Origin of the sequence: Coraliomargarita algicola, from assembly GCF_033878955.1 — a bacterium.
Taxonomy (GTDB): Bacteria; Verrucomicrobiota; Verrucomicrobiia; order Opitutales; family Coraliomargaritaceae; genus Thalassobacterium; species Thalassobacterium algicola.
The window spans coordinates 1038514-1062230 of sequence record NZ_CP138858.1; the positions used below are offsets into that span (position 1 = coordinate 1038514).

General features: G+C 49.9%; 26 protein-coding genes. 19 read left to right on the forward strand and 7 right to left on the reverse strand.

The features are described from left to right. The first annotated feature begins 58 nt into the window (after positions 1-58). The 6 genes from SH580_RS03960 (at position 59) to SH580_RS03985 (ending at position 4414) form a co-directional block, all read left to right on the forward strand. Positions 59-307 (forward strand): hypothetical protein, encoded by a 249-nt coding sequence (locus tag SH580_RS03960; RefSeq protein ID WP_319833717.1) that lies wholly within the window; start codon positions 59-61, stop codon positions 305-307. 88 nt (positions 308-395) lie between these two features. Beyond that, positions 396-674, forward strand: a complete 279-nt coding sequence (locus tag SH580_RS03965) for a hypothetical protein (RefSeq protein WP_319833718.1) — start codon at positions 396-398, stop codon at positions 672-674. A 92-nt stretch (positions 675-766) separates the two neighbouring features. Then, the gene (locus tag SH580_RS03970; protein WP_319833719.1) at positions 767-1840 is read left to right on the forward strand and encodes an IS110 family RNA-guided transposase; all 1074 of its coding nucleotides are present in this window, start codon (positions 767-769) and stop codon (positions 1838-1840) included. Positions 1841-2441: 601 nt separating this feature from the next. Continuing rightward, complete coding sequence (locus SH580_RS03975) at positions 2442-3479, forward strand: DUF805 domain-containing protein (protein WP_319833720.1); 1038 nt, start codon at positions 2442-2444, stop codon at positions 3477-3479. Positions 3480-3547: 68 nt separating this feature from the next. Continuing rightward, entirely contained in the window at positions 3548-3958 is a 411-nt protein-coding gene (locus tag SH580_RS03980) for a hypothetical protein (RefSeq protein WP_319833721.1), read from the forward strand. 36 nt (positions 3959-3994) lie between these two features. Next, positions 3995-4414, forward strand: coding sequence for a hypothetical protein (locus tag SH580_RS03985; protein WP_319833722.1), 420 nt, complete (start codon positions 3995-3997; stop codon positions 4412-4414). Between the two features lie 70 nt (positions 4415-4484). Here SH580_RS03985 and ltrA read toward each other — a convergent pair whose 3' ends face one another. Next, positions 4485-5987, reverse strand: a complete 1503-nt coding sequence (gene ltrA, locus SH580_RS03990; RefSeq protein WP_319833723.1) for a group II intron reverse transcriptase/maturase — start codon at positions 5985-5987, stop codon at positions 4485-4487. 476 nt (positions 5988-6463) lie between these two features. Between ltrA and SH580_RS21975 the strand changes: the two genes are divergently transcribed. Together SH580_RS21975 and SH580_RS03995 are read left to right on the forward strand one after the other, a co-directional pair. Further along, complete coding sequence (locus SH580_RS21975) at positions 6464-6640, forward strand: DUF4160 domain-containing protein (protein WP_345786214.1); 177 nt, start codon at positions 6464-6466, stop codon at positions 6638-6640. Next, positions 6597-6875 (forward strand): DUF2442 domain-containing protein, encoded by a 279-nt coding sequence (locus SH580_RS03995; RefSeq protein WP_319833724.1) that lies wholly within the window; start codon positions 6597-6599, stop codon positions 6873-6875. Before SH580_RS21975 ends, SH580_RS03995 begins: the two co-directional genes overlap by 44 nt. Before the next feature lie 185 nt (positions 6876-7060). Here SH580_RS03995 and SH580_RS22125 read toward each other — a convergent pair whose 3' ends face one another. Beyond that, positions 7061-7231, reverse strand: coding sequence for a group II intron maturase-specific domain-containing protein (locus SH580_RS22125; RefSeq protein WP_425607123.1), 171 nt, complete (start codon positions 7229-7231; stop codon positions 7061-7063). Between the two features lie 509 nt (positions 7232-7740). Here SH580_RS22125 and SH580_RS04000 point away from each other — a divergent pair. Then, positions 7741-8451 (forward strand): hypothetical protein, encoded by a 711-nt coding sequence (locus tag SH580_RS04000; RefSeq protein ID WP_319833725.1) that lies wholly within the window; start codon positions 7741-7743, stop codon positions 8449-8451. 297 nt (positions 8452-8748) lie between these two features. Here the strand turns inward: SH580_RS04000 and SH580_RS04005 are convergent, their stop codons facing one another. Continuing rightward, positions 8749-8934 carry a hypothetical protein gene (locus SH580_RS04005; RefSeq protein ID WP_319833726.1) on the reverse strand — a complete coding sequence of 62 codons (186 nt, stop codon included), beginning with the start codon at positions 8932-8934 and terminating at the stop codon, positions 8749-8751. Positions 8935-9072: 138 nt separating this feature from the next. Between SH580_RS04005 and SH580_RS04010 the strand changes: the two genes are divergently transcribed. The 10 genes from SH580_RS04010 (at position 9073) to SH580_RS04055 (ending at position 18994) form a co-directional block, all read left to right on the forward strand. Then, positions 9073-9396, forward strand: a complete 324-nt coding sequence (locus SH580_RS04010) for a hypothetical protein (RefSeq protein WP_319833727.1) — start codon at positions 9073-9075, stop codon at positions 9394-9396. A 108-nt stretch (positions 9397-9504) separates the two neighbouring features. Beyond that, on the forward strand, positions 9505-10077 hold the full coding sequence (locus tag SH580_RS04015; protein ID WP_319833728.1) for a hypothetical protein: 573 nt from the start codon (positions 9505-9507) through the stop codon (positions 10075-10077). Between the two features lie 63 nt (positions 10078-10140). After that, positions 10141-10638: a hypothetical protein gene (locus SH580_RS04020; protein ID WP_319833729.1), complete on the forward strand. Its 498-nt coding sequence runs from the start codon at positions 10141-10143 to the stop codon at positions 10636-10638. A 41-nt stretch (positions 10639-10679) separates the two neighbouring features. After that, positions 10680-11177, forward strand: a complete 498-nt coding sequence (locus tag SH580_RS04025; protein WP_319833730.1) for a hypothetical protein — start codon at positions 10680-10682, stop codon at positions 11175-11177. Between the two features lie 330 nt (positions 11178-11507). Beyond that, positions 11508-12611: a S1C family serine protease gene (locus SH580_RS04030; protein ID WP_319833731.1), complete on the forward strand. Its 1104-nt coding sequence runs from the start codon at positions 11508-11510 to the stop codon at positions 12609-12611. Then, positions 12562-12969: a PDZ domain-containing protein gene (locus tag SH580_RS04035; protein ID WP_319835036.1), complete on the forward strand. Its 408-nt coding sequence runs from the start codon at positions 12562-12564 to the stop codon at positions 12967-12969. Before SH580_RS04030 ends, SH580_RS04035 begins: the two co-directional genes overlap by 50 nt. Continuing rightward, a complete protein-coding gene (locus SH580_RS04040; protein WP_319833732.1) occupies positions 12962-14422 on the forward strand; it encodes a PDZ domain-containing protein in 1461 nt (486 codons plus the stop codon). Before SH580_RS04035 ends, SH580_RS04040 begins: the two co-directional genes overlap by 8 nt. 125 nt (positions 14423-14547) lie before the next feature. Further along, complete coding sequence (locus SH580_RS04045) at positions 14548-15999, forward strand: amidohydrolase (protein WP_319833733.1); 1452 nt, start codon at positions 14548-14550, stop codon at positions 15997-15999. A gap of 202 nt (positions 16000-16201) precedes the next feature. Further along, the gene (locus SH580_RS04050; RefSeq protein ID WP_319833734.1) at positions 16202-16948 is read left to right on the forward strand and encodes a hypothetical protein; all 747 of its coding nucleotides are present in this window, start codon (positions 16202-16204) and stop codon (positions 16946-16948) included. Positions 16949-17014: 66 nt separating this feature from the next. Further along, entirely contained in the window at positions 17015-18994 is a 1980-nt protein-coding gene (locus SH580_RS04055) for an SGNH/GDSL hydrolase family protein (protein WP_319833735.1), read from the forward strand. Between the two features lie 36 nt (positions 18995-19030). On the opposite strand, the gene SH580_RS04060 is transcribed toward SH580_RS04055, so the two are convergent. Genes SH580_RS04060 through SH580_RS04075 form a run of 4 tightly spaced genes read right to left on the reverse strand, consistent with a single transcriptional unit; the run spans position 19031 to position 23677 of the window. Then, entirely contained in the window at positions 19031-20440 is a 1410-nt protein-coding gene (locus SH580_RS04060) for an acetylxylan esterase (protein WP_319833736.1), read from the reverse strand. 42 nt (positions 20441-20482) lie between these two features. Beyond that, the gene (locus SH580_RS04065; protein WP_319833737.1) at positions 20483-21565 is read right to left on the reverse strand and encodes a serine hydrolase domain-containing protein; all 1083 of its coding nucleotides are present in this window, start codon (positions 21563-21565) and stop codon (positions 20483-20485) included. A 19-nt stretch (positions 21566-21584) separates the two neighbouring features. Next, positions 21585-23243, reverse strand: coding sequence for a heparinase II/III family protein (locus tag SH580_RS04070; protein ID WP_319833738.1), 1659 nt, complete (start codon positions 23241-23243; stop codon positions 21585-21587). Between the two features lie 26 nt (positions 23244-23269). Beyond that, positions 23270-23677, reverse strand: a complete 408-nt coding sequence (locus tag SH580_RS04075; protein ID WP_319833739.1) for a hypothetical protein — start codon at positions 23675-23677, stop codon at positions 23270-23272. Positions 23678-23717 lie beyond the last annotated feature (40 nt).

Here is a 23717-nt window from a genome sequence, read left to right on the forward strand (position 1 = left end):
GGACAATTCCGTTCGTGCCTCACTCCATGCCTACCTTTGACGTTGGGGAAATGAATTAATGAAAGAAATAACTAAAAAAGATAAGCTTATTGCAGCTGAATACGAAAAGGCAGCCCCGAACCAATTCGGAAACCTCCACGAGAGAATGAAATACTTGCTCTCATTGATTGAAAACATTGAAGAGGAAAGTCCTAATGCAGATGTAAAGTGGGCGGCTTACGATTTGGAAACAGAAATAAAGTATCACTCTCCTGCGAATCCACCATTCGGAACACGTGTTGGATACAAAAGCCCAGATATACGCTAAAACCCCAACCAGGCGAGAGTGGACAACTCCGTTACGCGCTTCGCGCTTCACTCCGTGCCACCTCTTCACGTTCCCAGAAAAAATAAAAATGAAAAGAGCATTCAAATTAGCAGGAATCAGCCTATTCGTCTGGGGCGTCACTTTAGTTCCCGTTTACATTGTAGCCACCTTTATAGTGAATTCGATGAACCCTGAGGCAGTCGAATTTCGACAGGGAAAAACCACCAGTATCAGTTCGCCCAGAATGTTGATCTACAGCACGCAGAAAAGTGAATTTATGAAGCTTGCGATGATTACATCTCTAGTAATTTCTCAGACAGCAGTAGTTGCCAGCGTCTTCAGTAAACAAGATGAGAGCAAGTGGTAGCACCTCAATATTCGGTTGGGAACCAGTAGGCATGAGAAGGCGTAGCGCGTAAGCTTCAAAAGTGGAGCTCAATCGCATAGAACTACGCCACTATGAATACAGCAAAAAACACCCATACCATCGGCATCGACCTCGGCGACAAGAGCCACGAAACTTGCACTCTAAACGCAGAGGGCGAGATTATCGAACGAACAACACTGCTCAACAACCAGCCCGAGCTAATCCGTTTCAGCAAAGCCAACCGAGGCGCCACTCTCATCATGGAGGCCGGTTGCCATTCACCATGGATTAGCCGTCTGTTTAACCAGCGCGGCCACGAGGTAGTCGTCGCCAATCCACGCAAGGTCCGGGCGATCTACCAGACCGACAACAAAAACGATGAGCGTGACGCGCTGCTGCTGGCTCGCATTGGACGTTTTGACCGCAACCTACTCTACGGCATCGAACACAAGAGCGAGGCGCACCAAAGAGCGCTGAAGATCATTGAAGCACGCGATGCCCTGGTGACCGCACGCGTCAAACTGGTCAACCATGTGCGCGGCTCTCTCAAAAGCCTAGGCATCTTCCTACCATCCGGTTGCAGCACGGAGGCCTTTGCCCGTAAGGCCACGGAGCATCTTGAAGCCGCGGATTACGCACTCGTTGCACCGGTCATCGAAAGCATCGGCCATCTGAGTGAACTCATTAAAGCCGAAGACAAGCACATCGATACCATGATCGCCGAGGACTACCCTGTGGCCCAGAAGCTATTGACGATCCCCGGAGTCGGCCCAATCACAGCGCTATCCTTTGTCTTAATTATCGGCTCGCCAGACCGCTTTGCGACAGCACGGGATGTCGGCCCGTTTCTTGGACTCGTCCCTGGGCGTGATCAATCCGGCGACGTCGATAAACCCATGCGCATCACCAAGGCAGGCAACCGCATGATGCGACGATTACTCGTTAGCTGTGCTCAATACACGCTCGGACACTTTGGGCCACCCAGCGCGCTCAAAGAAGCCGGAGAGCGCAAAGCGAATAGCGGAGCAAAGATCGCGAAGAAGAAAGCCGTCGTCATGACGGCCCGCAAATTAGCAGTGATGATGCTCGCACTCTGGAAAGATCCGAACTCCGAATACGAACCCTTCCCAACCAAGAGCAGCCAGCAACGAACAATCGCCGCTTAAGATGAATTTTGAGACCATTCCCATGTCCCGTCCGGATGACTGCGGAGCTCCGTCAGCTTCAAGCCAAACCATGGCGATTACAATGAAAGCGAGAACCAGTTAGCAGCTCCGAGACAGGACACCCACAAGCACCGAGCCTGGTAAGCTCACAAAAAAGAGTGCGTATGGAAGTCTGACATAGGGAATCCGTCTCGACATCCTCTCAAACATACATCATCAAAGAGTAACAAAATTGAAATTTTCACATTAAATATAAACCCCTTCTCATGGAAGTCGATACAGCGAATGCGAGTTCACGCGCCAGTGTTAATCTGAATCAGTCGGCTCGCATCCGCTGATCTCTACGATATCCAGAGAAGAAATAAATTTAAATTGAGGGTTTGAATGAAGGCCAATTTGAGGCATCTCAAACGATCCAAAAGAATTGAAAAAAAGAAGAATTGGCGATTGGCGAGTTCGACCCTATCGGTTGGACTGAAAGGGATATCCAGTCAGAGCTGGTCAATCCCATTTACGCCGCCGGGTATTCGACAACCACTTAAACTACTAAATTCACAGGCTGGGATCGCCAGTCTTCTACGTTCTATAAATTAATTAACACATGATCGAATTCTTCATAACTGATTATCGAGCATCCAGATGGGAATTCTGGAGGTTTCATTACAAATTTGCACTATTCGCAGTAATCGGTGAATTCATCGCACTATCCGTGAGAAATAATTACTTATCGTATGCATTTTTCATAATAGTGGGAATATTGTCAATTCGTTCAATAGTTATGCAAGCACAGCGATGGCACGATTTAAACAAATCAGCCTGGTGGGTTTTCATCAATTTAATACCCCTATTGGGAAACATTTGGTCCCTATATCATCTAGGATTCATTTGCGGAACCAAAGGAGAAAACGAATATGGCGATGATCCACGCTATGCCCCGCCCAGATTGTTAAATCCTGACAGCAGAGCTACGCCGCAAGATTTTTGGTTTTACGCAGTCATCCCTATGGTGATTCTCATCGCAATCTCCAGCTTTCCTTTCTATCTCTATCATGTATCTATTGTAGACCACGAATTCATACTAAAGATCTCCTATCTATTACTATTCCCAATTGCGATTGTCACGCAAATCAGAAGATTACATGATCGAGATAAGAGCGGATGGTGGATACTCCTAAATTTAATTCCTCTAGTAGGCCCGATATGGCTAGTTGTAGAATTAGGTTTTTTGAAAGGCACTGAGAATGAGAATCCATATGGAGAAGCTGAGCTCGACTCCAAAGGTATTGGAATCCCTCTAGCAGTTTTAATCGTAATAGGCGTGAGCCTTCCAATTCTTTACATGTTTGGCCATTCTTCTGTGAAGATGAAAAGAATTAAATCTGCAAGAGCGTATGTTGAAAGGGTAATGGCCGATCTTGATGGCATAGCTGAATTTGAACTTATACACGTCGCTACATCTATACGATTGAATGGATCTATCTTTATACGAGGGTCAATTGAAGAACGCTACATGGATAAGCTTAAATCAACAGTCTACACTGATAAAACAACGCCTGAAATATTGTGGGGAGTGGAAGCCATGGACTTAAACGGCTGGAAGAGGCGTAAACAAACAAGAGAACTAATGAAGCAGAACTAGGCGATGGTGGACAATTCCGCTCGTGCCTCACTCCATGCCACATCTTAACGTTCTCAAAAATAAAATCCATGGCATTCTACTTCGTAATAGTTCTGACAGTTGTTGTTGCATGGCTAGCGATCAACAAAATCGAGAATTACACCCAGAGAGCAATAGCCGGGCTGTTTCTGTTCGGCCTAGCATTCTTCGTCTACGATCTAGGCAAGACTGTCTCCCATGGATACGAGATCGGATTCTATCAAAATGGGATCATCAATATAAAAGAAATAATTGAAGAAGAAGCTGCTTTTGCATTGATTAAACCATTGGAGGAGTTTGAAGAAAATACATATTCAGATCACGCTTATGCCTCATATACTTCAGCTTTAGAACTCAGCCAAACCACCTCTGAGATCATTAAAAAAATAAAATCAGACGGAGCTGGTCAACCCATTTTACGCGCCAGATATTCGACAACCCTCACTAATCCAAAACCCTAGGGCTGGGTGCCAGTCCTCACCGTTCAGCAAAAGGAAATGAAACGAACTAACAGAGTTTTTCTGAACGTGGCAGTGCCACCATTTCTAGGGCTGCTCATATTCAGTTTGTCTCTTACTGCGCTGACTCTCGTAAAAGAACCAAAGAATGTTCTCATCGCCTTTTTGGCCACAGCTGTCTACGGGGCATTTATAGCCTTAACGAAGGGAATTTTAGTCTCCATTGGCTATATGGCACTGATGGAGGTTTGGTATTCTTTCGAAGAGAAGAAAAGGAATAGTTTTCCACGGCTTATGACATATGCCTATTCAGGCTTGCTAGGGCTACTATCCGGATTAGCCCTAACTCATATCTCTCCATTCAGTAACATGGGAGATATTCTTGTATTATCTTTAGGGATCATCACTGGCCTTTTGATGCCATCCATCGTTAAACAAACGAAGGCTGAAATCGAGTAGGTGACGCCGCACGGGACGCCACCTCTCACACCACCTGCCGTGCGGGACCGCAGCCAGACTGATCGACGTGCTACGCAGTCTGTTTTAAGGCGGTTATACGCAGGAACTTTACGTTCCACCATTCTTGCTTGATTTCAATCAAGCCCTCGCTTGCTAACCATTTATCCGTCATCCCTGTTTTGCGCCCGAGATGTAAGGCGACACGCCAGTAGCCTTTGGAGGTTCTAGCGAAGCCTCCTGCATTCTTTGCACTCGTGCCAAGTTTTCGTAGGTTTAGATAACGACGACGGGCACGTTTCCACATACGCCAGTAGCACATGCGAAGACGACGGCGCAGCCATTTGTCTATTGGTGGCCAGATCGTATAGATTTCACTCAGTCCGAAGTAGCCCATCCAGCCTTTGATGTATTGGCGGGTTTTATACATGCGATAGTCCATGCTCACGCTCCAGTTGCGATTACTCAACTCTTTGAGTTTGTATTTGAAGTCGGACAATGAGGATTCACTAACCTTGATCTTGCCCGCGTGGAAGCGGAAGCTCAAGTAGTTCAGCTCCTTTACAGGACGCACCGCGCTTTTCTCGCGATTGATCTCTAGCCCCAGTTTGTTCTCGACGAACTCACAGAGGCTAGCGAAGACACGATGTGCGGCACGTTCGCTTTTGAGCAGAACGACGAAGTCGTCCGCATAACGGACGAAACGATGTCCCCTCGCCTCTAGCTCTTTGTCCAGTGCATCGAGCACCAGGTTAGAAAGTAGAGGTGAAAGCGGGCCACCTTGCGGCATCCCCTCAACTGTTGCGTGATAGCTTCCGAGCTCGATGTAGCCCGCTTTCAAGTAGCGCTTAATCAAGCGCACGACAGGGCCATCCCCATCGAGACGCTCACGTAGTGCTTCCAACGCACGCGCTTGCGGGACTTTATCGAAGAACGACTTTAGATCGATATCCACCGACCACTTGAAGCCTTCACGGTTGCATGCTAGGATGCGGCGAACCGCATCATGCCCACGACAGTCCGGGCGGAAGCCGTAGCTGTTAGGGCTAAAGCTACTGTCCAAGATAGGACAGAGCACTTGATGGATCGCTTGTTGCACGATCCGGTCGAAGACAGTCGGAATGCCCAAAGGGCGCTTCTTTCCGTTCTTCTTTTCGATGTGAGTGCGGCGAACCGGACTCGGGCAGTAGTTCCCCAGATGCAGACGGCGCAGCAGGTCTTTGCGCCGTAGTCGATACCACAGCGTAAAATCTTCCAGACTCACTCCATCCACACCAGCGGCTCCGCCGTTGGCTTTGACGCGGCGATACGCCGTTTCGAGGTTCGTGCTACTGAAGATTGCCTCCAGTAGCTCGGGCTGCAACCGGCTGTATTGCCCTGGCTCCCCTTGCCCGCGCGCCGATCGGCGTTTATGGGTGGGTTCCAGAGGCAAGTCCGGCTGCCATACGTATTTCGGGCCTTCACCGCTTCGTGAGTCCGTCCTGCCTTCAGCAAGCTCATCTCCGCGGCTAATATGCCTTCTGCTGACTCCTCCATCGGTGATCACTCCGCCACCACTGGCGGCGCTGCTCGCCATCTCATGAGCAGATTGAAGCTCTGACAAGCCACTGTTGGAGGCCTCCCCGGATAAGTTGATACCCCTTCCCGACACAACTGCGTCATTTACGCTTCTGGTCTGACCTGTTGGGCTTCGCAATCCTGGGCTCACTCGCCCGCCGTTCGCGCCTCCTATGACGTTTTTGTGCATCAGCTCGTCGGTTTGATCCACACTGCTTCCACACGTAACCTCGCGATTACGCACTTGTGCTTCTCTAGTGATTGATTTGTTATTCAGGTCTTTCACAATGGACTTTCACCATATTAGTTTATCAACATGCCAGGCATACCCAGACAGAGCCGGTCAACGGCTAAAGCCGTGCCAGTCTTTTACGATCGACAGAAAAATAGAAATTGCACCTCGGGCATATCTGACTAGCGTGAACGCAGATGAGTCCCACTGTCTTCTATTACAGAAATTACCGTTTTTTCTTCTTCTCTCGCGAGGAGAGCAGGATGCACATACATATCTATTCTCCGTCTGGAGAAGCTAAATTCTGGATCGAGCCACAAATTGAGCTAGCCGTCAGTAAAGGCCTTAATTCGCGGGAACTCAAAGAAGTCGAAACTCAAGTAAAGGAGCATGAAAATGAAATCAGAAGAGAATGGAATAAGCACTTTGGAAACACCTGAGAGTGTTCAAGTTCAGGGCATATCGAGTCACGGGTTTTGGATACTCATTCAGGAGCGTGAATACTTCTTGGACTTTGAGAACTACCCATGGTTCAAGGAAGCCAAGGTGGATCAAATCTTCAATGTGACACTTTTGCATGGACACCACCTTTTTTGGAATGAACTGGATGTCGACTTAGAGCTGACCTCACTCGATGAGCCAGAACGCTTCCCTCTCATATTCAAGGCATCGTAGACCGAAGGTCGAAATCGAGTTGCCTGGGGCACTAAGTCCCCCAGCTTTGCCGACTCACTTCGTGATCAGGGTTGTCGGCTTCGCCTCTAAACACATCCCCCCGACTCGCTACGCTCATTCCCCTTCGCGGGACTGACAGCGGCCGTGCGGGTCCGCAGCCAGACGGATCATCCCGCTAAGCGGGATCACGCAGTCTGTTTTAAGACGATTATACGTAGGATTTTCACATTCCACTCCCGCGGAGCGGGACTGATTGATTGCTTCGACTGACCATGGACTATTCTTGTCTCATGGAAGACGCTACTAACAACACTCAGCCCGAAGTAACCCATCCATCCGCGAATGTATTGTGGCATCTTTAAACATACAGTATTCCATGCTTACGCTCCAGTTACGATCACTCAGATCCTTCAGGCGACACTTGAAGTCTGAGAGTGAGTCGTCGCTCACTACAATTTTCTTTCGATGCAACTGAAGCCTAGATAGCTTAGCTCCTTCACCGCACGCACCCCGCTTTTCTCACGATTCACTTCCAGCCCAAGTCGCTTCTCAACGAAACAGCAGAGGCTTTCAAAAACGCGATCCTTGGCCCGCTCGCCCGCTGTCTGTGCCTCCTATGGCGTTCTTGTACATACGTGTCTTCGCTCTTCGAGCTACGCCGCACACGGTCAGCTCGTCGGTTGTTATTCTGCGCTGCGCTGGTTGAGGTGCCGTCGCGGACTCCTCGGTAGATCCACACTGCTTCCGCACGGAATCTCGCGATTACGCACTTGTGCTTCTCTAGTGATTGATTTGTTATTCAGGTCTTTCACCATGGACTTTAACCATTTTAGTTTATCAACATGCCGGGCATACCCAGGCGATTGTGGACAACGACAAAGCCGCTCTCACTCTTAACGATGAAAGAATGAGAAGAATTCCGATACATCACTTAGGATGGGCAATCACAATGCTCGGCTTTAGTCCTGACGCATTTGCCGATATTTCATTTCAGCTCGGCACGAACTACCTTGAGGCAATATATATAAACGAAGACATTGAATATATCTCAACGACTAATCGTGATGATGCAGGGCTTACGCTCGTCTTCAAAGATGCTTACCTTGCTGACACAAGAGTGAATAAAGCTTCCCCACTATTAGATCCGCAGTTTTCTCTAAACACCAGGGCAACAATAAACGGAAGCATCTCATCGGATCACAGCCACTTTAGAACTTTTACCACTGGGCCTGACACACCTGATCTACCTGCAAACTATGATGTGAACTCAACTGACCTACTCTTGTTCTTTAGTTTCAGTTCTTACGATGTTTTCAATTTACCATGGTCACTCTCCGTTGGCGATACCATCACGATAAAATCAGGTTCCATCTTCGCAATTTCGGAATACGACATTCCAAATCCAGATAACCTGACCTCACAAATCACAACGCAGATCTATTCATCGAATTTCCCAGTCGCATTCACGGAAGAGAAGATTCTAGCCGTAGTTCCAGAAGTAAGAATGATTCCCTTCATCTTCGGAGCAGTCGTGCTCATTTTCACCCTGCATAAAAGAAGGAATCGATCGGGATAGGACTCCCCATCGCTGAGGAGCCCTCCCACACCACCACTCATACAGGTCTGTAAGAGGGCGGTGTTGTCGTTGAGCTAGACTCCCTCGGAACGGCTGATTCAAGGCAGGTTCAAGTCCATGGGATCACCAGTCCGCGTGAGGTAAAGTAATCATTGGGCAAAGCGATCATGACCCATTTCACTTGGCTCCCCGATTCACTCTCGTTGATTACCCCCCTGGCGAGATTCAAAACATGCGCCAAGCTCCTTTTTCTCGCACACCCCGTTCTCAGGGCCGCAGATTCATTAATCCCCGACTTCAGAGGGTGGCCGACGCGGGTACGACGGAACTGTTTCGGTTCGCTACGCGCCCAGTATTGTCGGCGAACGTGCTCAGGCCTTCTTTACCATACGCGTTACCGTGCACAGCTTGCCCTGCGCTATAGCCTTCGCCTCCATCAGGCTGGCTTTGGGACTTGATTACTATGTTTATGTCGTTATTCATGGTATTTCACCCTTTAATCAATGAGCCGATTACCCAGCACACCAATAGGCACAAACACCCCATTAAACCCGCTCTGAGAACTCTAAAAATCAACTGGACGACTAAGCCCACAGGCTGGGTGTCTGGTCTCTACGATCTATGAAAAATATAAGCCTAATCTTATTAATCTTCGCCACATCCATTTCAGTTTATGCGAAAGAATTTGAACCCCTAACTGTCGATCTCCAAAAAGAGACTGTAGCAAAATCGATACTTAACGTTGCAACACTTTTTAATATTGACGTAGTTATTCCTGATTCGTCTATGGACAAATACGTTTCTGTGCTCGTAAAAAAAAAGGATCCTATTGATATACTCAGGGCGATTGCTACAGCTTCCGGCTATGAATTACTCGAAGCGAATGGCATATATATCTTCCAAGACAAACCACTGAATTGCGGCTGTCGAGTAACCGAAAAATAGGATCGATCCAGACACAGCTATCAACTCCTCTCGCGCTCCAGGCTTCGCTCTTCGCGCTACGCCCGGCAAGCCGCGCTTCAGCGATAGTGCTCCACGTTCGATAAGAAAATGAAAGCGCCCCTCTTAATCACCCTAGGCTTGTGCATCGCTGGAGCCCTGTTGAAGGCGACCCCACTCGAGCAATTCGAGAAAATCATTCAGGAGCGTAAGGATAGTTTCGACAACTTGCCTTTATTCCTGGAAACGGTGAAGCAAAGCAATGCGATTGATCTTGTGGAAGGACTACCTCGGCTAGCAAAAAATGTAGAAGAAAAAGAGACGTTCGAAATTCATGGACATGGCTTCTATAAGCGTATTGTTAAGGTCAGCGCGAACGACAAAAACAGAATAAAGGAAATCCTATCAGGTGAAACCAGCTTTAGACCCTACGGAGGACCTAAGCTATGCGGGGGATTTAACCCCGATTTTTGCGTCGGTCTGAAAGGTAAGGAAGGGACCAGTCAGTATTTAATCTCTTTTTGGTGCACTGAAGTGAAAGCCTACAATGGGCAGCTAATGCTCTACGTTGAATTATCCGAGAAGGGGCATATCGCTCTACATGAGATCCTCAGTTCCTATTCAGAAAGACTGCCACCTCTACCACTTTCAATGAAGCTTGAAACTGACAGATCGAACCAGTAGGCATGAGAAGGCGTAGCGAGTAAGCTTCAAAAATGGAGCTCAATCGCATAGAACTACGCCACTATGAATACAGCAAAAAACACCCATACCATCGGCATCGACCTAGGCGACAAAAGTCACCAAAAAGAGTTCGTATGGAAGTCTGACATAGGGAATCCGTCTCGACATCCTCTCAAACATACATCATCAAAGAGCAACAAAATTGAGATTTTCACATTAAACATTAACCCCTTCTCATGGAAGTCTCTGATCGAGAAAAATATAATGAAAAATGAAGCAATCGCAGTAGGAACCTGTATTATAATGTGGATAGCTACGTTAATCCCCGTTCATCTCATTTTGTCAGGTATAGTTCAATCCGAGCATGCCGAAGCTATCGCATTCAAAAAAGCAGTTAAGCAAGGACATACGAACCACAGCATCAACACACAAAAACTGACCGCCTACGAAGAAGATAAAAGCAATTATGTTAAACTAGCGATTTTAACTTCACTGGTCATTTCACAGACAGCGATACTCTCATCAGCTTTAAAAAGAAGAAATTCGAACCAGTCGCACTGAGCAAGGTCGCCCACTCTCCACTGCTAATGCACGTTCGAAAAATGAAAATCCACATTTATATGTTGCTACTTTCTATGGCTTTCATCGGAGCATGCTCGAAAGGCCCATCTAAAGCAGACAATCACCTCTATTCGGATAGCTTCGGAAGCAATTATGACTACCAATATTTCAATGAACCGAAGACCATCGTCTCTGGTTCAGGGGCGGTATTTCAAGTGATTGGATGGGTTGTGTATGAACGAAGCAGTGACCATCAGGAGTCTATGGCTCTTAGATTACTCTGTAATTGGCCGAAAGAAACCATCGAAGAAGAACAGGTCTACACGCCAGCTAAAATCCTAGTTGATGGACACAACTTGCAAGCTAGTGCCTTTAGCTTTCAGCATTCCAATATAAAACCAAATTATGAAGGTCAAGAGGCTGGATTACAGCCATTTGTCTTAACACAAATTAATATGCCCAAAGAATGGAAGTTTGTTGAAATTCATTTTGAAGGCATGACACCAGGAACTCTTGAAATCAAAAATATCGACCCCTGAAGTTATCAATCGCGCGCAGCCGCGTTGATAACTGATTGTTGAACAAGCCCGCTGATCGAAGCAGGTCAGGCCTGATAACGCGTCACTTTGAGAGCTTTCTTTAAAAAGTTCAACGGTCATGATTGAACTTAGAGTAAAGCGAAGCTGAGCGGAGGGCCCCGCGTGCGGGGAGGATTTTGCGCAAGCGCTGCATCGGCTGTTCGCACTGTAGACAACACACCGCCAGACGTCACAGAACCTGTGGCCACAACGCCAATGAAATAAAAAGTGAATTTCAAAACCACGGGACACTCTTGACCACGCTCGTCGGACTGATAACACTGGGCCGACATGATTTTACGCTGCTTCTGCCTGTTACTGATCTTCAGCCCCTTCGCGCTACATGCCGCCGCCCCAGAGCAAGCGGTGGTGCAGATTATCAACTTCGCACAACAACCCAATTGGGTGGAACCTTGGCGTTCCTCACGCGTGGCTCAATACACGGGAAGTGGATTTGTAATCGAAGGTGAGCGCATCATGACCAACGCGCACGTGGTCAGCTGGTCGAAGCAGATCTTAGTGCGACGCTACCAAGACCCGAAACTCTACCCCGCGGAAATCGAATATATTGGCCATGATTGCGATTTGGCGGTGCTCAAAGTGCCCGACCCTGCATTCTATCAAGGTCTGGAGCCACTAACGATCGGCACCCTACCGAAAGTACGCACATCCGTAACGACCTATGGCTACCCTGCCGGCGGACAGCAAATCTCTTACACTCAAGGGGTCATCTCGCGGATCGAAGTACAGCGCTACGCCCACATATATAATCGCTCGCTACTTACGGTGCAGACCGATGCCGCAATCAACCCGGGCAATAGCGGGGGCCCGGCACTACAAGGGGACTTAGTGGTGGGTGTCTCTTTTCAGGGCAATCCGAACCTAGAAAATGCAGGTTTTTTCATTCCGCCCAACATTATTCGCCACTTTCTAAAGGACATCGAAGACGGTAGCTATGATGGTTTTCCTGACGCAGGCATTAGCACCGCGAGCTTACATAACCCCGCCTTCCGCAAAGCCCTGCAATTACCCGACAACAACATCGGCGCGCGGATCGACATGCTCTTACAGCCCTTTCCCCAAACACACGAACGACTGCGTGAGAACGACGTGATACTCGAAGTCGAAGGCTACCAAGTCGGCAGCGATAGCATGATTCAATACGAAGGCAATCGTATGCATGTCTCCATTCTGTTCGATGCTGTGCAAGACGGCGAGTCTCTGGACTTGGTAATCTGGCGCGATGGTCAGCGCCTCGAGATCGACCTGCCCGTTTATAAGAACAAGGCCGACCGCATCTCGGGCAGTCAATACGACACCTCCCCCCTACCTCATTGTCGGTGGGATTGTTTTCACCGAGCTCAGCAACAACTACTGCAATGCACTCGGGAATAATTGGTTAAAAAACTTCAGCACCGCTGCCCTCTACCAACTACTCTATCGCGCTTTTCAGGATGAAGCGGGGGCACGCGCCACACCGATTGTGCTCTCCAAGGTGCTCAAACACCCCAGCAATATCGATTTTGGGGTCCACACAAAATCCATTCTCACCAAAGTAAATGGCCAGGAAATACATTCAATGCAGGACTTACTTAAGGCCGTAAACGCCCCGCTGGATGACTACCACCGCTTCGAATTTTTATCCGGCCGGGTCGAAGCACTCCGCCGCGACGCTGCCGAACGAGCCAACGCCGAGCTGCTGCAAACCTACCAGATCCCACAAGCCTATAGAATCGAGGCACACAATGATTAAGCATTTCGCCCTGACACTCCTTTGCTGCCTGTTCACACTTCAGATCGCTCAGGCTGACAAACGAACCCGCAGCCAGCAATCCGCAGCATTTGATAGCGACGCCGCATTGGTAGAGATTGAAATCACCAAGACCGGCTACAACTACCAGATACCATGGAACACCAGCACCCAGCAGAGTCGTAAAAACGGCATTGTGATCGCCGACCATCAGATCCTCACAACTGCCGACGGATTCTCCGGGCACACTCTCTGCCGCGTTCGCAAAGGTGGCATCCCCCATCAGTATACTGCCACGCTCAAGTGGATCGATTATTACGCCAACATCGCGATACTCGACATCGAAGATCCAATCTTCTGGGAAGGGATGCGCCCGACTCGTCTCTGCCAGCAGATCCCCCAATCCGGCGAACTGCAAATCATCCGCTGGCGCAATGGGCGCATCGAAGAACGCGCAGCCGAAATCGTGCGCCTGTTCGTAGGCAAAAGTAAAATGAGCTACGTACATCACTTAACACTCTCTGCCTCCACGGAGATGGATAGCACGGGCTGGGCCGAGGTCGTCCTGTCCGGCAACCAAATCGTCGGGCTCACCACATCCTATGCCGACGACAAGCTCAGCATACTGCCCGCCCCCTTCATCACCTCCGTGCTGGAGCAAAAAGCCAAAGGTCAGGATGTCGGCATCGGCCATTTCGACTTCAGCATCATGAGTGGCAAAAACCCCGCCCTGCTCGCCTCAAAAGGAATGCCCCACACCGACATCGGAGTGGTGGTGACTCAAGTAGGCTCCCGCAGGCTCGCAGCCAACACCTTGCAAGTGGGCGACGTCCTACTCGCCATCAACGGATTCGAAATCGACAACGATGGCAAATACATCGACCCCACTTACGGCCGTCTTTCACTCTACGGACTGGCCACGCGTGACAATCATGCCGGCGACGCGCTTCCCATGCGCATCTGGCGCGAGCAACAAGAGCTCACCGTGGACTACATTCTACCACGTGCGGATTTCACAAAAGACCTCGTGCCTGAGCGCCTCTACGACCAAGCGCCCGAATACTTGATCGCAGGCGGTCTGCTCTTCCAGCCCATCACAGGCCCCTACCTGAACACCTACGGCAAAAACAGGCCACTGCTGTTGGAATATTACAGCCACCATGCAGAGCTCCCCGAGCGCAATGGCCTGGTAATAGTATCCTCCGTCATACCTGATCCCTACAACCGTGGCTACGAAAGTGTGCGGCAACTTATCGTGGATCGCATCAATGGGCAGATCATCCACTCGATCGCTGATATCAGCGAGGCACTTGCTCATCCCCAGGGCGAATTTCACCGCCTCGAATTTATGCCCGACCAAGGGCTGAAGCACATCGTCCTCGACGCTGCCAGCATGGAGGCCGCCACACAGCGCATCTTGAAACATTATAACATTCCCAGCGCCCGCTCGGAGTAAAAGAACAACTGAGCCCGTAAGCCCAGTCCATGTAGATTGAGTTGCAGGAAAACGCGTCTAAAAGCTGATCGGCATGGCGCATGCTAGCTCCGTGCACTTTCGTTCAAGCTACATCTCTATTAAAAATGACACATATTCCGGGTTCCTCCCTCAAATTTCATGCTTTAATCGCTGCACTAAGCGTGGGCGCACTCAGTGCAATTCAGGCAGACACAATCAAAGACCAGCTACAAGCAGCCATCGATCGCGATGCCGATGACACAATAGAGATCGCGCAAGAGATCTGGAACTTGGCCGAATTAGGCTACCAAGAGTTTGAAAGTTCCAAGCTATTACAAGCGAAAGCACGAGAGGCTGGCTTTACAGTCGAATCAGAGGTCGCCGACATTCCCACTGCATTTGTTGCCAGCTATGGCTCAGGTAAGCCAATCATCGGCATCATGGGCGAGTTTGATGCCCTACCAGGGCTCTCCCAGACAGTTTCACACCAGCGCGAAGCGCTCGTCGAAGGAGCCGCGGGCCATGCCTGTGGCCATAACCTCTTTGCTGCGGGCTCTTGGGCTGCAGCCAAAGCCATACAGGAACAAATGAAACAGGGCACACTACCGGGCACGATTCGCTTCTACGGCACGCCCGCAGAAGAAGGTGGTGCGGGTAAGGTATACATGGCACGCGCCGGAGCATTCGATGACGTGGATGTAATGCTGCACTGGCACCCGGCTGGATTTAATGATGCATCTCCCCGCTCAACCAATGCCAACAAAGGAGCCAAGTTTCGCTTCTACGGTATGCCCGCGCACGCAGCCCTATCGCCGGAGAAAGGTCGCTCCGCTTTAGACGCAGTAGAAGCCATGAACTTCATGGCCAACTTGATGCGAGAGCACGTGCCGGAAGCGACGCGTATCCACTACGTAATTACCGAGGGAGGCGAAGCTCCGAACGTCGTACCCGAATTTGCAGAAGTATTTTACTACATCCGCCACCCAGACTTCAAAACGGTCCGCGATCTATTTGACCGACTCGTATTAACCGCCGAAGCCGCGGCAATGGGCACAGAGACCCAGATGAAATATGAAGTCATCAATGGCTCCTACAATATACTACCGAATACAGCTCTAGCGCGCATCACCTACAACAACTTAGTCGAAGTCGGCGGCGTTTCCTACGATGCCGAAGAGCAAAAATTTGCTGAAGAATTGTATGCCACGCTCTTTAAGCCCAGTAAAACATTAGGCTCTCAAGAGAACATCGAGCCCTTCGTTCCATCCGCTGGACGCGCATCCAGTGATGTAGGTGATGTCTCTTGGTTGGTGCCGACCGCGGGACTCACCACCGCCTGCCTGGTGCCGGGATCTTATCTCCACACCTGGCAAGCCGTCGCAGCCGGAGGCTCCAGTATCGCCCATAAAGGCATGCTGAATGCGGCCAAAGTGCTCGCAATGACAGCTTCAGAGCTGCTGCAAGACCCGGAGCTCATAGCCGATGCACGCAAAGAGTGGGAAAGTTCCAGAGGGGAAGACTTTGAGTATTATCCTCTGCTTGGAGAGCGGGAGCCGCCACTAGACTACCGAAAATAAAGATTCTATAACGCTCGCGGCAATCGGGCAATCGGGCAATTGCCCGATTGGAGGGCATAATTTTTTCAACACAATCACCCGCAAGGAAGAAAACGAATTTGACAAATAATTCAACGTCGTATTACCGTATCATGGTTTCCTGGTTAGGAGACTCACACCACACGTTTTCACGAACCTACTCTTACTTAAACATATTGATATCATGAAAAAATGCTCTAACTTCAGCGAATCTCAATTAGCCTCCAAAAAACAATCAGCTCCTAGCAGTACTCGGATTCTTTGCGCTGCCGCATTATTAGGTGGGCTCCTCTCAGCCAGCACAGCGTCTGCCGCAACTGCATACATCGGAGACGCACATGCCATGGGGCAAAGCATCACCTCTGTAGACCCATCACATGTCTATGGGATCTCCGAACTAACGATCATCATGCCTGGCAATGTCAGCGGCATCCACTACACGGCCGCCGAGGACCAGCAAATCAAATTGACTGAAGTCAATTTTCTTTCGGTACAGGCAGGTAACCTCACGCCCTTTGTCGCGCTATGGGATGGCGTGAGCACTTCCGCAGCCGACAGTTACACCTTTCTAGCAATCGGTGACACCATCGCCAGTCCTGCCTCCACACTTGTCAACGCAAGTTTTGAGGTCGCTGGCGAAAACCCCACCCTCGATTTGAGCGCAGGGCAAACCATCGTGGCTGGTTTTCATCAAGTCGGCGGCAAAGTCGTCAATGTGATCGAATCCGGCCACGCCAATACGGACTATATTTATAACGGCAACTCCATAAGTGCTGTCGACGGAGAGCCGACAGCAGATTCCGTATATAACTACGACTCGTTCGTCAGCTTCAATATTGGGTATACTGTCATTCCCGAACCCAATGCATATGCATTACTCGCTGGTATCACGGGCTTAGCAGTGGTCATTGTTCGTCGACGCAAAGCCTAGAAAGCCTTGTCGAAAATTGCCTGAGTCTGAGACATCTTTGCGAGGTTGATGGCAGGAATATAGCAAATGAAAATACAGTTCTTTAAAAGCTTGGCGACCTCGATCGCCAGGCTTGCTTTCTTATTGGCGCTTGCTTCAAGGCTTCAAGCGGCGCCTGAAACCAATCTCTACATCGGAGACGCACATGCCATGGGGCAGAGCATCACCTCTGTTGACTCATCACATGTCTATGGGATCTCCGAACTAACGATCATCATGCCTGGCGATGCGAGCGGCATCCACTACACGGCTGAAAGCGACCAGCAAATCACGCTGACTGAAGTCAACTTTCTTTCAGTGCAATCAGGTAATCTCACGCCCTTTGTCGCGCTATGGGATGGCGTGAGCACTTCCGCAGCCGACAGTTACACCTTTCTAGCCATCGGAGACACCATCGCCAGCCCGGCTTCCACAGTCGTCAACGCAAGTTTTGAGGTCGATGGAGAAAACCCCACCCTTGATTTGAGCGCGGGCCAAACCATCGTGGCTGGCTTTTATCAAGTCGGCGGCAAAGTCGTCAATGTGATCGAATCCGGCCACGCCAATACGGACTATGTCTATGGCGGCAACTCCATAGCTGCTGTCAATGGGGAGCCGTCCGCAAATTCCGTATATAACTACGATTCGTTCGTCAGCTTTAATATTGGCATCAACATCCCTCCCACTCCCGAGCCTACAGTCACAATTAGCAGCCCGACGCCTGGATCCATCTTCGAAGTCTGCGACTCCATTCAATTTGCGGCGACTGTCAGCGATGACGAAGACGATGATAGCGCATTAGAGGCATCACTGGTATGGACCTCGGATCTTGAAGATGAGCCGCTAGGCACCGGTGCCAGTTTTTCAACCAATCGACTGCGGGTGGGTACACATACTATCAGCGCGAGCTCTACCGACAGCGACCTAGACGTTGGGACCGACACAATTAGCCTAACCATCGCCCAATGGAACCTCGGCGCCATATGGTTCATAGGAGATTCCATCACACAGAGTAACGCCGACGGTGATGCCAACGGTTCGCCGCGCAAATCACTCTACGATCTGCTCATCGCCAACAATGTCGCCTTCAGCTTTACCGGACACAGTACAGCAAATATCGATGGCCTCCCCAGCACTGGCACCACAATCGCAAGCAATCTGTACCAATACCACTCCGGCATCTCAGGCTCAGTCATTGGCGACAACTTGCCAGGCCGCGCAGGTATGACTGAACGCACACCGGGCTTCTGGACCACAGGACGCTTGGCCACCGTGAAGCCCAATGTCGTGCTCATAATGCTCGGCACGAATGACATCGACAATCTCGTCGACATAGAAAACGCCCCCAATCGTATCAAGATACTCGTCGATACAATCCTGGCCCAAGTCGAAGAGGGAGATCCCAGCCCAGCCATCTTCGTCGCACAAATCCCCCCAAACAGAAACTCGAGCAAACAGCAACTCGTCATCGATTTTAACACTGCCCTAACCGACATCGTCGCCACACTTCAAACAGAAGGCAAAGACGTCACACTGGTCGATCAGTTCTCGCGGATTCAAGAAAATGCCTCGGAGCTCATGCGTGACAACTTACACACGAATGCGGCTGGAAACGATGTTTTGGCCGAGCAATGGTATGAGGCACTGGTGTCCCGCTTCGGCCCAGCGACGACGGGACTTCGCAGCTGGCAAATCAAACACTTTGGAACCCCTTGTGGCCTCACTGCCGATCCAAGCCAAGACCCGGATCATGACGGACAGAGCAATTTACTAGAGTACGCACTGGGCAATAACCCTCACACGCCAGACCTGGCATCACATGATCTCACGGGCGGCGTAATCTCCTTCCCCAAAGGTGCCGATGTCCATACAGATATTCGCTATGCCATCGAAGAATCGACAGATCTTGGAATAAAGGACCCGTGGGATGAAGTCACTCCCAGTGTAAACAATGACGAGGAAATCTCCTATACGATGACGAGCGAAACAACTGATTTCTTTCGGCTCAAAGTGACTCAAGCTCAGTGATTCATACAATTGCTGAAACACTAACAGCATCAGCTGCTATTCCAAAGTCTGCGAATCAGAGCTGACTTTTTCACTGCCCAGGAACAGCGCAGTGTGTGCCACTTCGCCTTCCTCGTAACGTCGACGGCCATGCCCTGCGATGGGATCAAAGAGAATCGATTTGTTCTCGTGCGGGATAGAGTTATAGGCGGCAAACACGCTACTAGGGGGACAGGTGCCATCCACCCCACCGGTGTAGAGCACTGCTTGAGCGCGCATACGATGGGCAAAATTCGCAGCGTCAAAATAGCCGAGATGTTGAACCTCCTCTTCGCTGACTAATTTATTCTCTTTATAATCGCGACTGGTTTTCAACCAGATCTTTCCATCATTCTTTAGTTCATAGAGTTTCGGCCAACCAGAAGCCCTTCCCACGAAGGTGCCTCCATAATCACACATCGCAGGTACATCCGCATGCACAAACGTTACGTCAGGATCGATTCCTCCAGCAATGAGTGCCTGCGCCCCTCCCTGACTGGTACCACCAACAACGATGTCGCGCCCGTTCCATTCTGGCTGGGCTTTCAAATATTCTAAAGCGCGGATCAGGCGTAGAATCATCCCTTTCATATAGTATTTTTCAGGATCGTCGCTGTGCTGGTATTGATAGCCGTCCAACTCGCCCGCAGCGAGTGCTTGGTAATATTCCTTGGGCTGATCGGTAGGAATGCCATGAGCATTCAAATTCATAAATAACACGGGGCGCTTTAACCCCGCCTCCTGCGGCAACCAAGGTGCCCAAGCCGGATTGAGTGGCCCATGGACGCCAGCTCCGTGCACAAAAAGATGGATCGGCAACGACTTGGCCGCGGCATCGACGGGCTTGCGAACGATACCATTTACAGGACGATAGCCACTACCAACAGGCACTTCCACATACTCTACTTTAAAATGTTCCGGGATATCCTCAGTCACCGGTGTGCGCTTCACTTCCATCGGAATTGCTTGTAGCTTCTCCTTTTCTTTCGCCCAGAATGCATCGAAGTCGGCTGGTTCAGGTGCACCAGCTTGAACTGCCAATGGATCAACCAACGCGCCCATATAAGCACGAGCCGCCTTAACCGTCCCACGAACTTCGTGCTCGAGTCTATTGCCTTCCGCATCGACCCCTTCGACTGCAAATTGGCACCAACCAGGAGCGTCCAAGCTCGTCTCCATGCTCACAAACTCGCCGAGAGCAAATAACTTTCGACTCACTTCGCGACCATTGTGATAAAGCATCGCACGCATTGCTTTATCGCGGGCCACTTCGCCTTGTTCCAATATACGAGCGGTAAATCTAATAGACTCACCGACTTGATACACACCGTCAGCATGACTTTGTTGAACATCGAAGGTATACGTCTGCGCCAATGCCTTAACCGCAAATAGCCAGAAAAAGAAAGTAAGCTGTATTCTAAGTGTCATAGTAGGAAGCGTCTTTGTTGTGTACACAAAAAAATGGACGAATTAAATGCCCTTCGGGATCTCGGCAGTATCTGGCCAATCACGATTCTTGAATCCGATCGCAGCGTAAAAGTCTCCCATCACGTTGGGATTCGCATATAGATTACGGGTAATTGCCATCGCATAGTGTTTGTCCGTATCCAAGAGCCCTTCGGAGCCGCCCACTCCACCATGTCCGAACACACTGCCAATTTTCTCCAAGCGCCCGGAAAGCACATAGCCAAGCCCAAACAAAACCCAGCGACCGCCCGCGATACGATTGCGATAATCATCCTCGCACCAAGGCTTCAATGCATAATCCAACGTCTCTGGAGTCAGTAGCCTACCCGAGTCAATCGCGGCATAGTGCTTCGCAATAGAGAGCGCGTTAGACATGGTGCAATAGGCGGGATTACAAGACTTACGGAAGATCGGATTATTCATGCGGTCAATCACTCCCTGTCCATAATTACTACCATCGCGTGCACTCACCAGCTTGGCCGCATTTTCCAACGCCGCATCATCCGCACCATAATAAAAACGATCCATACCTGCGAGCTCGCCCACTTGCTCGCGAAAGATTTTAAAATAATCCATCTCATCCAGCAGATGACAGGCAATCCCCCCTGCTAACCAACCATAAGTGGCTGGATGATATTCTTGATGCGCACCTGCTGCATGCGCGGGCTTGGCCTGAGCCATTCGGCCTAGCATATACTCCCAATCGGCGGCTTGCTCCGGAAAGTCCAGCTCTGGCATCTCATACAATCCCGCACGATAAGAGAGCACATGCCAGACCTGTAAGGCCTCTTTACCATGGCAGCCAAACCCGGGCCAAATATCAGCAATATAGGTATCATAGTCCACTAAGCCCTGCTCCACCAAACGGTGCAACACAGTCGAGGAGGGAGCCTTTCCCGTGGAGTAAACAGGAAAAATCGTATTCGCGTCGATCTCGCGACTCTGCGTCCAATCGGTATGGCCGGCATAAGCGTTCACTGCCAGCTCCCCATTAATATAGAGCGCTGCTTGACAACCGCACTCCGTCCCACGCTCAACCGCGGCATCAAGCACGGATTGTACTTTCTCCTGTAAATTATGATTCATCTGTTAATTGATAATTAAATTAAGCTTTTAGCTCCCAATGGCCACTTTGCTCATCAATGGAAACAGTCTGCATTTGCCCATTGATTTGTAAGACCACTTCACAGGCATCCAAGGAGCGGTCTGCTATCGATACGACACGTATCTCATCTCCACTAGCCTCGACGCTCGTTGGAATAAATACAGTCGTCATCGCGACATCCTTACCACGCGCCGACAAATGCAGGCGGTTGAGCACTTGACTCACGAAGCGCTCCCCTGTCTCTGATGTGCTCACACAATCATAGCGAGATAGTGTTTGTGTATGTCCAATCGAACGGGGCAGATCTGCACCGAAGAGCGACCAAGCGATCTGCAGATTCGCTCGACCCCCCACACAATTCAAACTCGAGCCTGCTATATCGTAACGAGCCCCTTCGAAAGTCTGCTGCGATAAGCCTTCAGAATAAAAGCGTTTCTTCGGCATATAATGATAGAGCTTCCTCTGCGCGTCGCCAGAAAATTGCGGCTGATTAAAGGTATGCCACAACCATTCGTAATCATGCTCCGCATCATCCAACGAAAAGAGCGTATCACGAATAATGTACACACTATTTAGAACTTGCGCCACAGTGCGACGCATCCGCGCTTTTCCAGGGAAACACTCGTCGTGAGTTGGGCACCAATAATTAATCTCTGCCCGTGGGTCATCTAAAAACTTCCGATTGGGCCACTCTCCGAAACCACCCACTGCGGACACGCATTGCACCGCACTGTTATCCTCCAAATGCTCATAGAGCAATTTGCCGGAGCACTGTTCCTGGCACTCGCCGTCGACGATCACGACGTTCTTATCGTAACTCCGCTCACTAACGATTGGATCGACAATCAAAGTTTCATCTCCACGCGTGATTTCGACATTTAATTTGTCGAGGCCCCCTCCATGGGAACTGCCTTGAAAACCGTATCGGAAATGAAGCGACGTAGCCCCATTCTCCCAAGAGCCTCGAAGAAAGGCCATTCCGGTCGTTTTGAAAATATTGTTGCAACGCGCGGGCGGGTGAACGTCGACAGGTTCCTTGTAAGTATAGAACTCAAAGCCCTGTGGCCAGTGGAGAAACATCGGAACGGAGTTGCGCTCATGGAGTCGTGACAAGGCCCATCCCAGCTCTGGCACATCATACTCTAGATACCCTGCACCGAGTGACTCCCAGTGGCTGATGCGATCGCGGTAGCTATACAAGCGCAGGCTCGTTTCACCAGGCACCCAGCAGTATGGAATCGCGCGGTAGAATTCTTCAAAGCCCACGCCATCGACTTTTTCCTTAAAGTAATCAATCCCCTCTGCGCCACGAATGACACGGGCAAAAATTTGCATACAGGCCACGGTGCCAGGTCCATAGCCGCCAATTTCATAATGGAGACCGTCTTCATGAATCGTGTCGAGGAAGCGCGGCATCATGTCGCGCAATCGCTCACGGGTGGAATCAGCCATCCCGCGATTACGATCAAACATCGCGGATACATAACCACCTGCGCACAGCCAGACAGAGCGATTGTTGTCCATCTTATGCATCTCTTCATGCAAACAGGACAACTGATAGAACAGTGCCATCATCGCTTCAAAGTCGGCCTCATCTTCGGCAGACATAAAGCCTTTGCCATAAATCACATCATAGAGGTGTGCGGTACTGAGCCACATCTGCGGATCGACAATATGATTATTCGTTAATCCCCCCAGTGAGTGCCCGTTCCATAGCCCATGCCCGAAGTCGTCATGATCTGCCTCCAATCCGGACTGCGTCGATAGAGTGCGACGACCTCCGAAAGAAAACTACCGATCAAACGACCGTAATGTGCCTTATCATCCACCACATAACAGAGCGCTGCTTTCAGTGCACTCGTATTGTCTCCTTTGTGGAAATCGACACTATTCCCCGAGATGGTCAGGTGCTCACAAGCGTCCAACTCGGCACGCCATGCTTCAAACTTGGGCTTCCAGAAAGGCAAAGTCGCATTGTGTTTTAAACGCGGCAAATCCGCTTCCGTCACCCACATGAATGGGTGGCTAATTTCTTGCCAAAACGAAGTCGCGGCTTCACGTCGCACTGGTTTTAAATCAAGTACATTGATCATGGTAATTCTACGTTGGGTATTGTTAACTTTTTTCAGGGAA

Coding starts and splice junctions, on each gene's coding strand:
- SH580_RS03960 (WP_319833717.1), top strand. CDS start 59: ATGAAAGAAATAACTAAAAAAGATAAGCTTATTGCAGCTGAATACGAA.
- SH580_RS04075 (WP_319833739.1), bottom strand. CDS start 23,677: ATGATCAATGTACTTGATTTAAAACCAGTGCGACGTGAAGCCGCGACT.
- SH580_RS04065 (WP_319833737.1), bottom strand. CDS start 21,565: ATGAATCATAATTTACAGGAGAAAGTACAATCCGTGCTTGATGCCGCG.
- SH580_RS03985 (WP_319833722.1), top strand. CDS start 3,995: ATGAAACGAACTAACAGAGTTTTTCTGAACGTGGCAGTGCCACCATTT.
- SH580_RS04020 (WP_319833729.1), top strand. CDS start 10,141: ATGAATACAGCAAAAAACACCCATACCATCGGCATCGACCTAGGCGAC.
- SH580_RS04055 (WP_319833735.1), top strand. CDS start 17,015: ATGAAAATACAGTTCTTTAAAAGCTTGGCGACCTCGATCGCCAGGCTT.
- SH580_RS04070 (WP_319833738.1), bottom strand. CDS start 23,243: ATGTGGCTCAGTACCGCACACCTCTATGATGTGATTTATGGCAAAGGC.
- SH580_RS04010 (WP_319833727.1), top strand. CDS start 9,073: ATGAAAAATATAAGCCTAATCTTATTAATCTTCGCCACATCCATTTCA.
- SH580_RS04025 (WP_319833730.1), top strand. CDS start 10,680: ATGAAAATCCACATTTATATGTTGCTACTTTCTATGGCTTTCATCGGA.
- SH580_RS03975 (WP_319833720.1), top strand. CDS start 2,442: ATGATCGAATTCTTCATAACTGATTATCGAGCATCCAGATGGGAATTC.
- SH580_RS04005 (WP_319833726.1), bottom strand. CDS start 8,934: ATGAATAACGACATAAACATAGTAATCAAGTCCCAAAGCCAGCCTGAT.
- SH580_RS03995 (WP_319833724.1), top strand. CDS start 6,597: ATGAAATCAGAAGAGAATGGAATAAGCACTTTGGAAACACCTGAGAGT.
- SH580_RS21975 (WP_345786214.1), top strand. CDS start 6,464: ATGCACATACATATCTATTCTCCGTCTGGAGAAGCTAAATTCTGGATC.
- SH580_RS04040 (WP_319833732.1), top strand. CDS start 12,962: ATGATTAAGCATTTCGCCCTGACACTCCTTTGCTGCCTGTTCACACTT.
- SH580_RS04060 (WP_319833736.1), bottom strand. CDS start 20,440: ATGACACTTAGAATACAGCTTACTTTCTTTTTCTGGCTATTTGCGGTT.
- SH580_RS03980 (WP_319833721.1), top strand. CDS start 3,548: ATGGCATTCTACTTCGTAATAGTTCTGACAGTTGTTGTTGCATGGCTA.
- SH580_RS04030 (WP_319833731.1), top strand. CDS start 11,508: ATGATTTTACGCTGCTTCTGCCTGTTACTGATCTTCAGCCCCTTCGCG.
- SH580_RS04015 (WP_319833728.1), top strand. CDS start 9,505: ATGAAAGCGCCCCTCTTAATCACCCTAGGCTTGTGCATCGCTGGAGCC.
- SH580_RS22125 (WP_425607123.1), bottom strand. CDS start 7,231: ATGCCACAATACATTCGCGGATGGATGGGTTACTTCGGGCTGAGTGTT.
- ltrA (WP_319833723.1), bottom strand. CDS start 5,987: ATGGCGAGCAGCGCCGCCAGTGGTGGCGGAGTGATCACCGATGGAGGA.
- SH580_RS04045 (WP_319833733.1), top strand. CDS start 14,548: ATGACACATATTCCGGGTTCCTCCCTCAAATTTCATGCTTTAATCGCT.
- SH580_RS03970 (WP_319833719.1), top strand. CDS start 767: ATGAATACAGCAAAAAACACCCATACCATCGGCATCGACCTCGGCGAC.
- SH580_RS03965 (WP_319833718.1), top strand. CDS start 396: ATGAAAAGAGCATTCAAATTAGCAGGAATCAGCCTATTCGTCTGGGGC.
- SH580_RS04050 (WP_319833734.1), top strand. CDS start 16,202: ATGAAAAAATGCTCTAACTTCAGCGAATCTCAATTAGCCTCCAAAAAA.